Raw genomic sequence first — 13462 nt, 5'->3', positions numbered from 1 at the left:
CCTGACATTGTCAGCGGCGTGGTCATTCACTTGGCCACGCCGTTTCTGTTCGTTTGTTTCCCGAAGCACAACAGGGTTGCGGCGATTTGTTCTCTAGAAGAACTGTGCTTTGACGCCGTATGATAAGGAGTGTCGGCGTGGTTTTCGCCGGGTTGTTCTGGGCCGGAGAGTTTTCTGACTACGCAAAGCGAAATACGCCGCTATGAATGGCGCGAAGTACCGCGGCAGATCAGCAACGGTCATATGGTGGTGGCGATCGGCGATGTGCACGGTCGGGCCGACCTGCTGACCGCGCTCTACGAGGCGATTGCCGAGGATGTCGCCCGGCTGAAACCGGAACGGGTAACGGCTGTCCTGCTTGGGGACCTGATCGATAGAGGTCCGGACAACCTGGAAGTGCTCGGCCTGGCGCTCGGCGGCCTGAGCGCGTTCACCAAAAGGCCGGTCGAGGATATCTGCCTTGTCGGTAATCACGATTACTGGCTGCGTCAGGCGGTGGACGGCACTCTTGAGGATGACGATCTCAGGTTCTGGGGCGCTAATGGCGGCGAGGAAACCTGGCGCAGTCTTGGCATCAGCCGGCTGGTCGGTGCCCGCGACATGATCATGCAGACCCGGCGGCGCCTGCCTGAGCCGGTGCGGGATTTCATCAAGAATATGTCGGTTACTTACCGCGTTGACGATTACCTCTTCGTTCATGCAGGAATCGACCCACGCCAGCCGCTCAATGCGCAGACCCTGAAAACGCTGTGCTGGATTCGCGATCCGTTCCTTAATCCGGAAGTCTGGCCGTTCGAGCTGACTGTCGTACATGGCCATACTGTCGAGTGGAACCATGGGGAGCCGGAAGTTCACGATCACCGCATCGGCATCGATACGGGGGCTGTGAAAACCGGTGTACTGACGGCACTGGAGATCAATTCGAGCCAGATGCGCTTTATTCAGGTCTGGGACGAAAAGGCTCTGGAAGAGGATCGGCGTCGGGCCGGGTAGCGTCAGGATTGGTTAGCGTTTCAGGACGAGAACGTTGCCGGTCAGGATCATCGCCGTGCCGCCGACGATCACCGCGGTCAGTTCAACGCCCTCCATGACTGTCGAGATCAGCAGTGCGATGACTGGCACCACTGTGAAAATATAAGCTGCCCGCCCGGGCCCGATCCGTGTGACCAGGCTGAAGAACATAAGGAATGCCAGACAGGACGCCGCGATCCCGAGATAGAGAAGGGAGCCGACATAGCGCAGCGACCAGTCAAAGGTGAAGTGTTGGTCAGCCAAAGCGGCGACCCCAAGGCAGATCACCGCGCCGCCAAAAGCGCCCCAGAAGTTTGCCGCGAAAGGCGGTACGCCTGCCCGATGGTTGCGTGCACCGATGACAGTGCCGATCGCCGTGCCGAACGATGCCCCGAGCCCCCAGAGCATACCGAGCAGCAATGAGGAGCCGCCGGTGAGACCGGCAATGTCCGGCGCGACGATCAGGCCGAGTCCGCCGATGCCGATCACCATGCCGAGGATGGCGCGGGGTTGTACGCGCTCTTTCAGGGCGAGAAAGCCGATGATGGTGGCGAAGATCGGCGATGTGGACAGGGCGAGTGTCGCCACGCCGCTCGGAACATAGGTGGTGGCGTTATAGAAGCAGATGAAGTTCAGGGCGAAAAAGACCGCCGCGTGCACCAGCAGCCATGGCACGTCCGCGCGGCGCACCCTGAGCGGGGTGCGGGTCACGACGATCACGGCGAGCATGGCTGCGGTCATCAGCAGCATGCGATAGCCGACCGAAACCGGAATTGGCACGATCCCGGCCTGCAAGGTCGTGACAAACGCGCCCGTCGCCCAGATCAGGGCCGTGCTGACAAAGAGAAAAAGAGACACGCAGGATCCAGACGTGCGGAGGTAAGAGCCGGTACCAGTTAGCCCGGAATCAGGGCTTTACCGCAAGGGCTACGGACACCAGCAGCAATATCGCCATGGTGATGTTGAAGGCCCGCCCGATCTTTGGAGAGCGGATCAGGTTGGCGAAAACCCCACCAAACACCAGCCAGCTGCCGTTCACGAACAGCATGATGCAGGTCAGCACGCCAAGCTTGAAGAGCGTGTCCATGATCGGGTCAGTTTCGATCAATACATTCCCGGCATAGAGCGCGCTGAACACCGTGTAGGCCTTCACATTGATCATCGATACGGTGTAGCCGGAGGCAAAACCCGGTGCGGCTCCTCCCGTATCGGCGTTCATTCCGGGCAAAGGTGCGGTGGCGATTCTGTAAGCGAGATAGAGCATGTAGAGGATCGCGGCACCGACAAGGACTGGCCCGGCACCGGGCACGGCGAGCAGCAATCCGGTAACCCCGGACGCTGTCAGGCACAGCACGGTGAAAACTCCGGCATAAATGCCGAACAGAAATGGCAGACTGGCCCGCACCCCGAATGCCGCCCCGTTCGCCGTCACCGCGACGATGGCGGGGCCGGGGCTCCCCATGAGCGGCAGCGCCATGGCGAGCATGGAGAGGATACTATCCAGTGTCGGTGTCATAATTGGAGGGCCTCCCCGGGCGCGGACGTTTTTCTTTTGAGTGTACTCTGGCGGCTGATGGCGCGTCGATAAACGGTAAACGGCGCATGAGTGCGGTCACGAACCGCCTTTATAGGATGTCGGCACGATACCGGTTTGGCACACCATCGGTCCCTGGATAATATGCAGTTGGGCACGTACGATATTGGGACCGGTTTATGATGTATTTTTGTTCATCCAGCATTGCGGCCCGGCTGGATGTAGCGCGGGAGGAAGCGCTGATCGGCGCCGCTGCGCTGGCTTCGGGCGGTGCACCGCTGCAACCGCAGGAACTGTTCGAGATCCCCGAGGGTGCGCCGGAGCATGAAGTTGCCGAGAGCCTTGCCGTCATGCGGGCGGAATGGGCGGCACTGGCGGGGGAGCGTATCCGGGCCGGTCGGGAGGATGCGCGGGCGAGGGCGACGCTGGCCTCGCTCCGGGCGGAGCAGAACAAGGTCGCCGCCGTTCTGCCGCTGCTGACGGAACGGGTCGACGGCCAGCGCATTCTCTACGACAAGCAACTCACCCAGAAATCCGTCTATCTGGAGCATGAGCAGGCGCTGCTGGAAACCCGGCATCAGGGCCTGGTGCTGGACAAGCAGATCGAGGAAGCACAGGCGACCCTGGCCAGTGCAGAGGCGACGGCGGAGAACCTGCTGCTTGCCTTCGAAGCAGAGCGTCAGCGCTCCCTGGCGGAAGCCCGGCAGAAGGCAAACGCGGCGGCGCAGGAGCGGATTAAGGCAACCGACCGGGTCGGCCGCATGACGCTCGCGGCCCCGGTCGCCGGGGAGGTGACCGGCCTCTCGGTGCACACGCTCGGCGGCTTTGTCCAGCCTGGTGCAGCACTGATGCGCATCGTGCCGGATGGCGACCGTCTGACGGTCGAGGCGACGGTGACAAACCGGGATATCGGCTTTATCGAGATCGGCCAGCGGGCGGCGGTGAAGGTCGATGCCTTCAACTACATGCGCTACGGCAGCATCGAGGGCACGATCGTCAGCCTCAGCGCCGATGCCGCGGTGCCCCAGGACGCGAACAATGCCGCCGGCGCGGCGGGAGCGGCCACGACCGGCCCGCAGGCGGCACCGCAAATGCTGTCCTACACGGCGCGGATCGAGATCGAGCGGGAACATCTGAACGTTGATGGCAGGGACGTTCGTCTCGTGCCGGGTATGTCAGTGACGGCGGACGTGCTGACTGGTGAAAGACGGGTGCTCGAATACGTTCTGCAGCCGGTGTTGCGCTATGCAAGTGAAGGGATGCGAGAACGATGAAGGAATTACAATAATGTGGAGGCAGGTAGGCGATTGGTGTTTAATAAAGCCAATTAGATTCATTTATGTATTATTTCCATTGTCTTCGATGATGCTTTTTTATGGAGTGCTGTTTTTGCATGAGATGATTTATTGTCAATTTGATGAAGAGTCATTATTTGGATTTATGCTTTTCTTTGGTTTGGCTGTGTTTGGTTTTTCTTCTGCAATTATTGCGTATAGAAAAAATACTAAAATAAAAAACAACACTACAGGAGATTAAGTTTATGACAGATTATCTTGAAAGATTTGATCAAGTAATAGATTGTTTTTCGAAAGTAATTGATGATATCACTCCTTCATTTTCTGTTAGAGCATCAGTAAAGATTGGTGCTGGAGTTGTGACTGCAGGAGTTAGTGCGGCACAAACTTATGAAGAAACAGGGGCCTTAACTAGCAAAGATTTGCTTAAAGCGGGTGTCGTGGTGCTGGGGGCGGCCGCTGCAGCGGGTATTGTGACTCTTGGTGCGGTCGGTGTTGGTCTCGCGGCTACAATTACAACGGCGTCAGGTACTGCTGTAATTGTTGCTAAGGTGGCACTTGGGGGAGCTGTTGGTAGCGCTATTCAGGGAATTGTGGGGACACACACCTTAATTTATGGTTTTTATTCTCAGCTTGATGGCGTGTTTATGAGAAAGCTTAAAAGGTTCGCATAGCCACGAGCATCGTCAATCGCGCGATGTGTATGTTCGATATAACCAAGCCATTCCGGGGGATAGTTTTCAACATCGCACGTCCAGTGAGCACGCCCGGTTTTCCCCGCGACCATGGACATTATACAAAGCGGGGCATGCCTGAACAGGCGATCAGCGACCCATGGCCCTTCTAACAGGGCTCTGCCAGTAAATCGCTTCAGATAATAGTCGAACCACGGCCCGTCGAGAGCGACAGGGTGTGCGGCAAAAATCGGCTCTGCTTGAAACGATCTGATCCACTCAATGAAATGATCGATGACATGTGCGGCAGGTTGAGCATTTTCTGTCGCTGCTTCCCATGCCTCTGGGTTTTTCTTCCAGAAAGCCATGCAGACAGGATCGGTTGTCGCGCCATCCAAGCGTTCTAGAACCGCTTCGAACTCTCCAAGTGTTTCGCCGGTTTCGGAGAGTGCCACTGAGCCGAATGAAAGCATGGAATGGGTCCCGGGAACTGGGCCGTCAAATTCACAATCGGTGACAATATACAAATACCCCATGTTTCTCTCTCGGACAGATGTTGCTCCGACTCGAACATTAAGTATCCAACACCCTAAATCACACTCCTTAATTCGGTGCGTCAGGCAGGTGCTTGTTTGGTTTTCCTTCGGCCCCTTTTTCCTGAAACCTTACGGAGCCACTGTTCGAGTTTCTCCTGAAATCCTCCACATCCGAGCGACCGCATGCGCGCCATGAAGGAAATGTGAAGGGGCCGGGCGGGATTGTGAATGTCCCGAAAAGTGGGACGGATGCGTCATGGTCGATCCAATACACGGCGGACGTAAGAGCAATGACAGCGTCCATTATTTGTCTGGATCAGACGGAAAGATGATGGAGCCATCGTTCGTAGCGTCTGTCGACTTTATCATCGGTCGGGAGTCCAATATCGGCTAGCCGTGCCTGGTTACCTCGGATGTCTCGCGGCGCAATGCCATACTTGGCACGAAATGCCCGGCTGAAGGCGGCATCGCTCGTGTAGCCCGAGGCGAGAGCTATATCGTAAATGGGCCGGTACTGCGCAGTCTCGTCGACAAGCGCTAGAAGTGCCCTGCGCAAGCGTCTGTCGCGGATATAGGTGCCGACACCACCGAACGCGTCGAACAACTTGTAAAGCTTGGTTCTGGATGCTCCGGCATGCCGTGCGATCCAATCGACGGAGAGTGCTGGCTCGGAGAGATTGGCTTCGATGAAACGCCGGATCACGGTGAGTTGTGCTAATGCGATCCCGGCGCCCTGATGAGGGTTTTCCCGGTCGACTGCAGCATTAAGGCAAGCGGCGGCGAGACCGACCGTGGCCGGTGCAACCTCGATGGCTTGCCTGACGCTCATCCGGTCCGACACTGACTTGAGCGACAGCATGTGGTCGCGTAACAGCTTCACCATCGGTTCACCCTTGGCAAGAACGCGTAGGTGCTGATCGAAATGCGGTTTAAGCGCGCCGTCCATCATGGTGCGGGGAATGATAAGGGAGAGGTTGCAGAAGTCGTTGGTTTGGGTTTTGACTGCCTGGGCAAGATCAAAAACGATCAGACCGCCTTTCGGAAGCTCGCGGAGACCAGTGCCGTCCTCCCATTGCATCTGTCCATGCTCAAAAAGCTGGATCATGTAATGATCCATGCCGTCACGCGCCATAATAGAGGGGGAGCGCTTCCAGTCCTGCTGCTGTGTCCATGTTCGAGCGAGCATGATCGGGCCGAACATGTTGGCGTCGACATGCGCCTTGAAATTTGGTGTCCGGCGTAACGCACGGTCACCATCGACTTCAAATATACAAGCTATACTTTCCCGCCAGAGATCGTAGCGTTCTTTTTCTTTGACGACGTCCAGACTGAAGATCGCGTTTGGCACCGTTTGTCTCGCCGGTTTCTTGCCCATTGCCACATTAGTTGCCATTTTTGGCCCTTTTCCTCGACCGACTTACAAGAGGCCTCTTGAAATAGGCGTTATCATTCTGAAATCATAAATAACCTCAAAGAAAGTTTTAATAATATTTCGTCGAAAGAGGCAATATAGGTGTCTTGGGGTAATGAATTCTGCATGGAAGTAGGAACGTTCGGCACAATATAATACTATTCTTCCGTTATTCGATTCAGGTTTTGGCTGCCGGATTTTTGTCGGGATTGAGTCTATCGATTTTTGACGAATTTGGAGGAGGGGGTGTTGCGCTTGCGGTGCCATCGATCTCGGGCATTCATTCTGTTTCAAAAGAGTTCCGGATCTATTTTCAATCTTCCAAAGTCAACAGGCGCCAAAGCGGCGCAGGGCTGGCATTCAGGTGTGCGCGACCCTAATTTCCAACAGCAATTATCAAATCGGGAAGACGTCATGAACGCCAGCCAAAGCAACCGACGCGGTGTCCTTGCCGGGTTGATAGCCCTCATTGGAAGCGCGGTTTTCCCGCGCCCTGCTCTTTCTGCAGCGCTGACGGCGCGCGCTACCGAGGGTCCGTTTTACCCGACCCCTCGATTGCGTTTGAATGATGTGGACAATGATCTTGTTAAGGTCTTGGGGCTTGTTCAGCAGGCAGGTGGCGAAATCATCACCTTGCATGGCCACGTTACCGACACGGACGGCACACCACTCTCCGGCCATCGCGTGGAAATCTGGCAGTGCGATATCAACGGAAAATACCTGCATCCCGGTGATGATCGAGACGTCGCCTATGATCGCGGGTTCCAAGGTTTCGGTCATGACGTTACAGATGCGGATGGCCGCTATACCTTCCGGACGATCAAGCCAAGCAAATACCCGGGCCGGACTCCTCATATTCATGCGAAGGTGTTCGATGAGAAAGGGCACGAATTGCTGACGACGCAATTCTATGAGGCCGGCAATGCCGATAACGCCCGGGACTGGCTGTTTCGACGGATGTCACCGGATCAGGCCCGCGCTGTCTCCATGACCTATTTCGAAGGATCCGACGGCGAAGAGACAATCATAAACATAGTCTTGTAAGTCGGGCGCCTCTCCGGGGCCGGGAGGGCGTGCGGATGTCCGAAGGATTTGAGATGTTGCTCACAACAAATCGTCTTCCCGGACTCTGATCCGGGATCTGTCGACAAAAGACGCCGGTCTACGTTTATCCAGGTCCCGGCTCTCCGTCCGGGATGACGACATTGATGAATGGCTGGAAGGGTTTCGACTCAAACTGGCAGCGCCGCGCTCTCCTTAGGAGATTTCAACGCGATCACCGTCTGGCTACGCGTCACGCCGGGCAGCAGCTTGATGCGGTTCGAAATCACGTCTTCCAGCGCGTCGTTCGAGCGGGTGCGGATTTTCAGCAGGTAGGACCAGTCGCCTGTGACGTGGTGGCATTCGAGCACTTCGGGCATGGCGAGGACAGCGTCCAGGAAGGCGTCGTTATGGGCGCTCCAGTCGATCAGTACGGAGACATAGGCCAGCACTTCGAGGCCTATTGCTGCCGGCTCCAGAATGGCTCCGTAGCCGCGGATGGCACCGGCGTTTTGCAGCTTCTTCAAGCGCTCGTTGACAGCGGAGACGGAAAGCCCTGCATGGGTGCCGATATCGGCATAGGCGGCGCGGCCGTTGCTCTGAATGAAGGTCAGGATGGCGCGGTCGATAGCATCGAATTTCGGCTCATTCATCTCAGCGTTCCGGAGGGCGCAGCGAGAGGGGCATAGAGCGCGCGTTCGCCCTTCACACCACGCAATTCAGTGCGGGTCAGCAGCCGGGTCTGTTCCGGCAGCAGCTCGGCGATCGTCTCCGACAGGATGATGTCGGTGCCCAGCGAACGGCAGAGGCTCTCCATCCGGCTGGCCTCGTTCACGGCGGGGCCGATCACCGTGAAGTCGAGCCGGTCGCGCGAGCCGACATTACCGAACATCACCTCGCCCAGATGCAGCGCCACGTTGAGGCCCATGGCAGGGCGGGCCAGATCCGCTTCGGTCTCGGCCAAGGCATCCACGGCAGTGAGTGCCTCGGTCGAGGCCTGCAATGCCTTGCGGGCGGTTTCCCGCTGCATGCCCGGATCGAACGGGAAGATGGCGAGGAACCCGTCGCCGAGGAATTTCAGCACCTGTCCACCAGCGGCCTCGACCGGTGCCAGCATGGCGTCAAAATGGCGGTTCAGCGCCGAGACCATCTCCTCTTTCGAGACAATGTCGCTGACGCTGGTGAAATCGGAAAGGTCGGCGATCATCAGCACGGCGTTCAGGCTCTCCGCCATGCCGCGCCGGATCTCGCCCTTCAGGATGCGTTCGCCGACCAGCGGGCCGACATAGGCATCAAGCAGGTTGGCTGCAATCTCCTGGTCGAGATGGGCTTGAATGGCCGATGTCAGGGCCGGGACGATGCTGTCGATGAAGGCGATATCATGATCGGAAAAGCCGTCGGGATGGCGGGTCAGCCAGCGCAGGAGCGCTCCGCAACTGCGTTCCCCGTCCCGGATAAGCTTCAGTGCCTCCTTGCCGCCGAACATGCAGGCGTAATAATCGGTGAAGCCCTCGTCATGATATTCTGCGAGTACCGGGAAATCGACTTTGGCATCGGGACCTGTCAGCCGCCGCCGGAACTGCATGGTGCCGGTCGCCATCATGTGATGCAGCGGGCTTGCTCTCCATTCCTCGGAATCTCCGTCGCTATAGGCGATCTCGTGGCGATGTCCGGACTGCGGCGCGTTTTCGGCACGATCCCAGTCGAACAGCAGCGAGCCGGTTTCCGGGTGCAGCGTGTACATCGCCACCCGGCAGCGATCGACCGGCACGCCGGCCTCGACGATCCGCTCGGCAGTCGCTGCAACCAGTGCCTCGTTTGGCGCTTTTTCCCATGCCTGATAGATCAGCCACTGGATCAGCTGCATTGCTTTTTCGTTCGGGATCGTGGGGCTCGCGAACATAATCTTCTTTCCTCGCTTCGGGCGGCGACAGAATGCAGGTTCGAAGCACTTCTGGCAAACCCGGCGCGGCCTTGATAAAGGGAGGGGATGACCTCCTCCGAGCGCGAGATTCGTATACCCTCATTGCCGAGCCTTGTCCTCGCCCCGCGTTTCGCGGTGTGGCTCGGGACGGACGGCGATCTGGAGCAGATCAGCCATGAGGAAGCGGCTGGCCGGCTGCGCTCGGGGCCGTGCCTCGTGGCCCATGCCCGTGCGATATCCCGGCGGCTCCGGCTCGACGGAATCGCGGTGGTCGATGTCCTTGAGCTCTTCGCCTTCGTCCGCCCCGCCCAGTTCTGCCTGCCGACACCGCGCGGCCTCGCCGAAGCGCTGATGCTGGCGCCTCCACAGGATCATGAGGACGAGGCGCTGGTGCTGTCATCTGCTGCCGCCTCTCTGTTGGCGGAACTTGCCGACAGGGACCGGGACCCGAGCGCGCGCCCGATTGCCGAGACCATGCGCAATTGCGGCTGGGGCTGGGGCGATGCGGTGCTGCATGCGCTGGGCGCCGGGGAATTGCCGCCGCCGGGCCCGGTGCGGCCGAGTGGGTTGCAGGTCTGGCGCCGGCTGGAGGAATGGTCCGAGCATGCGCCTGAGCCGCCCGCTGGAAACAAGCCCGTGGAAGATGCGGAAGCGCGCGAACGGCTGGCGGGATTGCTCGGAGACGGCGCTGAAGCGCGGCCGAGCCAGGCGGATTATGCCTCCGCCGTCTCCGGCGCCTTTATGCCGCGCGAGGAGGAACGGCGTCCGAATGTGGTGCTGGCCGAAGCGGGCACCGGCGTCGGCAAGACCCTCGGTTATATCGCGCCCGCCAGCGTTTGGGCGGAGAAGAACGAGGGGGCGGTCTGGGTCTCCACCTACACCCGCAACCTGCAGCACCAGATCGACGGAGAGCTTGACCGGCTTTATCCCGACCCAGTGCGAAAGGCGCTGAAGGCGGTGGTGCGCAAGGGGCGGGAGAATTACCTCTGTCTGCTCAATCTGGAAGAGGCGGTGAACACCCTGCCGACCATGCCGCAATTCGGCACCGCTCTCGGCCTGATGGCGCGCTGGGCCGAGGCAACGCGTGATGGAGACGTGCAGGGCGGCGACTTCCCGGCCTGGCTGTCCGACCTTCTCGGGCGCGGGCGTACTGTCGGGCTGGCGGACCGTCGCGGCGAGTGCATCTATTCCGCCTGCCCGCATTATTCCAAATGCTACATCGAAAAATCCGTGCGAAGGGCGCGGCGGGCGGAGATCGTCGTCGCCAATCATGCGCTGGTGATGATCCAGGCCGCGCTTGGCGGCATGGACGACGGCGCGCTGCCGACCCGCTATGTGTTCGATGAGGGTCACCATGTCTTCGATGCGGCGGACAGTGCTTTCTCCGCGCATCTGACGGCTGTTGAGACGGTGGAGTTGCGGCGCTGGCTGATCGGCGCCGAGGGCAGGCGTTCCGGCCGGGCGCGGGGCCTGAAGAAGCGCGTCGAGGATCTGATCGCGGATGACGAGAAGGCACTGGAAGCACTGGAAGCGGTGATGCATGCCGCCCGCGTGCTGCCGGGTGAGGGCTGGCTGACCCGGATCGCCGAGGGCGAGACTAAGGGCGAGACGGAGCATTTTCTGGCGCTGGTTCGCTCCCAGGTCTATGCCCGCACCGAGCAGCCGGACAGTCCCTATTCGATGCAGACGGATACGCATCCGCCGGTGGATGGTTTGCTGGAAGCGGCTGAAGCGCTCGACGCGGCGCTGGCCCGCATTCTGACACCGTTGAAGGAGCTGAAGAAGCGGCTGGAGAACCGGCTGGACGAGGATGCGGAGGATCTGGAAAGCGCTATGCGTTTGCGGCTTGAAGCCGTCGCCCGCTCCCTGCAGCGGCGGGGCGAGATGACGCTTGGCGCCTGGCGCGACATGCTGAAGGCTTTGGCGCACGAAACCCCGGCGGAATATGTCGACTGGCTGGAGATCGACCGGATGGACGGCCGGGACATGGATCTCGGCCTGCACCGGCACTGGATCGATCCGGGCCGCCCCTTCGCCGAAGCGGTCGTGAAACCGGCCCAGGGTGTGGTCATGACTTCGGCCACCCTGCGGGACGGCACCGGGAACGATTTCCGCGACTGGCAGGCGGCGGAGGAACGGACCGGAGCCGTCTGGCTCGACGCACCGGCGGTGCATGCCGCTGTTGCCTCGCCGTTCGATTATCCGTCCCGGACGCGTGTCTTCATCGTTAACGATGTGCGCAAGGATGATATGGCACAAGTCGCCTCGGCCTACCGGGAGCTGTTTCTTGCTTCGGGAGGTGGTGCGCTTGGCCTGTTCACCGCGATCCAGCGGCTGCGCGAGGTGCATCGCCGGATCGGCGGCGCCATCGATGAGGCGGATCTGCCGCTCTATGCCCAGCATGTAGACGGGCTCGACCTCTCCACCCTGATCGATATTTTCAGGGCGGAGGAGCATGCCTGCCTGCTCGGCACGGACGCGGTGCGGGACGGCGTGGATGTGCCGGGTAACGCGCTGCGCCTGATCGTTTTCGACCGGGTGCCCTGGCCGAGGCCGGATATCCTTTATCGCGCCCGCCGATCGGCCTTCGGCGGAGGTAGCTACACGGACATGCTGACCCGGCTGAAGCTGAAACAGGCCTTCGGGCGCCTTGTGCGCCGGGCGGACGACCGGGGCGTCTTCGTGCTGCTCGATCCGATGATGCCGACCCGGCTGCTAGGGGCCTTTCCGGACGGTGTCGAGGTGCGGCGCTGCGGCCTCGCCGAGGTGGTAGGGGAGACCCGTGCCTTTTTCGGGACGGCACCTGTTCCAACGCTGTCAGTTGACGCGCACGAGGTGCCGTTCTAACCCCATAATCAATCAATAAGGCCGTCCTCCCGGACTTGATCCGGGATGACGACCGATAAAATGATGGAGGAAGTGCGCGTGTCGGAACCAGTCGACGCAGTGGTGATCGGGGCAGGTGTGGTCGGTCTTGCGGCGGCGCGGGCGCTGGCCATGGCCGGGCGCGAGGTGATCGTGCTGGAGCAGCATGATCTGATCGGCTCCGAAACCAGCTCACGCCATTCCGAAGTTATCCATGCCGGTATCTACTATCCGCCGGGCAGCCTGAAGGCGGATGTCTGTGTGCGCGGCAAGGCCCTGCTCTACGATTTTGTCGAGAGCCATGGCGTGCCTAACAAAAAACTCGGCAAACTGATCGTTGCCACCTCCGAGGACCAGATCCCGGCGTTACAGCAGATCAAGGAGCGGGCAGACAAGAACGGCGTCCACGATCTCGAATTCCTGTCCCACAACGAAGTTACCGCGCGGGAGCCTGACCTGCGCTGCGTCACCGCGCTCTGGTCTCCCTCTACTGGCGTGATCGACAGCCATTCATACATGCTGGCCTTGCAGGGCGACCTTGAGGAGCATGGCGGCATGATTGCCTTCCTTTCCCCCGTCGAGGGCGGAAGGGTAACGGAAGAGGGTGTCGAGCTGCGCGTCGGCGGCCTGCACGGCATGACGCTGACCGCGAAGACTGTCGTGGTTGCCGCCGGTCTGCACAGTCAGAGCATCATGCGCACCATCGAGGGTTTCCCTGTGGAAGCGATCCCGGCGCAGCATTTCTGTAAGGGCAATTACTACCAGCTGACCGGCTGCACGGCGCCTTTCAGCAGCCTGATCTATCCGGCTCCGGAAGCGGCTGGCCTCGGCGTCCACCTAACCCTCGATCTCGGCGGACAGGCCCGGTTCGGCCCTGACGTCGAATGGATCGACGAGATCAATTACGATGTCGATCCACGCCGCTCCGACAGCTTCTACGCAGCGGTTCGGAAATACTGGCCGGGTCTGCCGGACAACAGCCTGACCCCTGCCTATTCCGGCATTCGCCCGAAAATTCAGGCCGAAGGCGAGCCTGCCGTCGACTTTATGATCCAGGGACCCGCCGACCACGGCGTGCCCGGACTGGTCAATCTCTATGGTATCGAGTCGCCGGGGGTTACCTCTTCACTGGCTATTGCCGAAGAGGTGATAGAACGGTTGCGCTGAAAGT

Annotated in this window: 13 protein-coding genes; 7 read left to right on the top strand and 6 right to left on the bottom strand. The window is 59.9% G+C overall.

What is annotated here, in order from left to right; translation table 11 throughout:
* The first annotated feature begins 129 nt into the window (after window positions 1–129).
* Window positions 130–993 (top strand): metallophosphoesterase, encoded by an 864-nt coding sequence (locus tag ABJ076_RS21970; RefSeq protein WP_348187661.1) that lies wholly within the window; start codon window positions 130–132, stop codon window positions 991–993.
* A 12-nt stretch (window positions 994–1005) separates the two neighbouring features.
* Here the strand turns inward: ABJ076_RS21970 and ABJ076_RS21965 are convergent, their stop codons facing one another.
* Together ABJ076_RS21965 and ABJ076_RS21960 are read right to left on the bottom strand one after the other, a co-directional pair.
* Complete coding sequence (locus ABJ076_RS21965; protein WP_348187664.1) at window positions 1006–1869, bottom strand: DMT family transporter; 864 nt, start codon at window positions 1867–1869, stop codon at window positions 1006–1008.
* A 49-nt stretch (window positions 1870–1918) separates the two neighbouring features.
* Window positions 1919–2527, bottom strand: coding sequence for a LysE family translocator (locus ABJ076_RS21960; protein ID WP_348187666.1), 609 nt, complete (start codon window positions 2525–2527; stop codon window positions 1919–1921).
* A 197-nt stretch (window positions 2528–2724) separates the two neighbouring features.
* Between ABJ076_RS21960 and ABJ076_RS21955 the strand changes: the two genes are divergently transcribed.
* The 3 genes from ABJ076_RS21955 (at window position 2725) to ABJ076_RS21945 (ending at window position 4514) form a co-directional block, all read left to right on the top strand.
* The gene (locus tag ABJ076_RS21955; RefSeq protein WP_348202597.1) at window positions 2725–3819 is read left to right on the top strand and encodes an HlyD family type I secretion periplasmic adaptor subunit; all 1095 of its coding nucleotides are present in this window, start codon (window positions 2725–2727) and stop codon (window positions 3817–3819) included.
* 115 nt (window positions 3820–3934) lie between these two features.
* Window positions 3935–4081: a hypothetical protein gene (locus ABJ076_RS21950; protein WP_348195066.1), complete on the top strand. Its 147-nt coding sequence runs from the start codon at window positions 3935–3937 to the stop codon at window positions 4079–4081.
* A gap of 4 nt (window positions 4082–4085) precedes the next feature.
* The gene (locus ABJ076_RS21945; RefSeq protein ID WP_348195064.1) at window positions 4086–4514 is read left to right on the top strand and encodes a hypothetical protein; all 429 of its coding nucleotides are present in this window, start codon (window positions 4086–4088) and stop codon (window positions 4512–4514) included.
* On the opposite strand, the gene ABJ076_RS21940 is transcribed toward ABJ076_RS21945, so the two are convergent.
* Complete coding sequence (locus tag ABJ076_RS21940) at window positions 4469–4987, bottom strand: DNA polymerase III subunit epsilon (protein WP_348195062.1); 519 nt, start codon at window positions 4985–4987, stop codon at window positions 4469–4471. The genes ABJ076_RS21945 and ABJ076_RS21940 overlap by 46 nt on opposite strands.
* Before the next feature lie 379 nt (window positions 4988–5366).
* Complete coding sequence (locus ABJ076_RS21935; protein ID WP_348195060.1) at window positions 5367–6443, bottom strand: AraC family transcriptional regulator; 1077 nt, start codon at window positions 6441–6443, stop codon at window positions 5367–5369.
* A 432-nt stretch (window positions 6444–6875) separates the two neighbouring features.
* Here ABJ076_RS21935 and ABJ076_RS21930 point away from each other — a divergent pair, with 432 nt between their 5' ends.
* On the top strand, window positions 6876–7505 hold the full coding sequence (locus ABJ076_RS21930; RefSeq protein ID WP_348195058.1) for a protocatechuate 3,4-dioxygenase: 630 nt from the start codon (window positions 6876–6878) through the stop codon (window positions 7503–7505).
* A gap of 188 nt (window positions 7506–7693) precedes the next feature.
* On the opposite strand, the gene ABJ076_RS21925 is transcribed toward ABJ076_RS21930, so the two are convergent.
* Together ABJ076_RS21925 and ABJ076_RS21920 are read right to left on the bottom strand one after the other, a co-directional pair.
* Entirely contained in the window at window positions 7694–8155 is a 462-nt protein-coding gene (locus ABJ076_RS21925) for an Lrp/AsnC family transcriptional regulator (protein WP_348195056.1), read from the bottom strand.
* Entirely contained in the window at window positions 8152–9405 is a 1254-nt protein-coding gene (locus ABJ076_RS21920; protein WP_348195054.1) for an adenylate/guanylate cyclase domain-containing protein, read from the bottom strand. Before ABJ076_RS21920 ends, ABJ076_RS21925 begins: the two co-directional genes overlap by 4 nt.
* Before the next feature lie 87 nt (window positions 9406–9492).
* Here ABJ076_RS21920 and ABJ076_RS21915 point away from each other — a divergent pair, with 87 nt between their 5' ends.
* A complete protein-coding gene (locus ABJ076_RS21915; RefSeq protein ID WP_348195051.1) occupies window positions 9493–12273 on the top strand; it encodes an ATP-dependent DNA helicase in 2781 nt (926 codons plus the stop codon).
* A 45-nt stretch (window positions 12274–12318) separates the two neighbouring features.
* Window positions 12319–13458, top strand: coding sequence for an NAD(P)/FAD-dependent oxidoreductase (locus tag ABJ076_RS21910; RefSeq protein ID WP_348195049.1), 1140 nt, complete (start codon window positions 12319–12321; stop codon window positions 13456–13458).
* Window positions 13459–13462: the final 4 nt, after the last annotated feature.

The organism is Nisaea sp., assembly GCF_039990255.1.
Taxonomy (GTDB): domain Bacteria; phylum Pseudomonadota; class Alphaproteobacteria; order Thalassobaculales; family Thalassobaculaceae; genus Nisaea.
This window is presented reverse-complemented; position numbering and strand designations above follow the sequence as displayed.

Coding starts and splice junctions, on each gene's coding strand:
- ABJ076_RS21960 (WP_348187666.1), bottom strand. CDS start 2,527: ATGACACCGACACTGGATAGTATCCTCTCCATGCTCGCCATGGCGCTG.
- ABJ076_RS21955 (WP_348202597.1), top strand. CDS start 2,725: ATGATGTATTTTTGTTCATCCAGCATTGCGGCCCGGCTGGATGTAGCG.
- ABJ076_RS21945 (WP_348195064.1), top strand. CDS start 4,086: ATGACAGATTATCTTGAAAGATTTGATCAAGTAATAGATTGTTTTTCG.
- ABJ076_RS21940 (WP_348195062.1), bottom strand. CDS start 4,987: ATGCTTTCATTCGGCTCAGTGGCACTCTCCGAAACCGGCGAAACACTT.
- ABJ076_RS21935 (WP_348195060.1), bottom strand. CDS start 6,443: ATGGCAACTAATGTGGCAATGGGCAAGAAACCGGCGAGACAAACGGTG.
- ABJ076_RS21930 (WP_348195058.1), top strand. CDS start 6,876: ATGAACGCCAGCCAAAGCAACCGACGCGGTGTCCTTGCCGGGTTGATA.
- ABJ076_RS21925 (WP_348195056.1), bottom strand. CDS start 8,155: ATGAATGAGCCGAAATTCGATGCTATCGACCGCGCCATCCTGACCTTC.
- ABJ076_RS21920 (WP_348195054.1), bottom strand. CDS start 9,405: ATGTTCGCGAGCCCCACGATCCCGAACGAAAAAGCAATGCAGCTGATC.
- ABJ076_RS21915 (WP_348195051.1), top strand. CDS start 9,493: ATGACCTCCTCCGAGCGCGAGATTCGTATACCCTCATTGCCGAGCCTT.
- ABJ076_RS21910 (WP_348195049.1), top strand. CDS start 12,319: ATGACGACCGATAAAATGATGGAGGAAGTGCGCGTGTCGGAACCAGTC.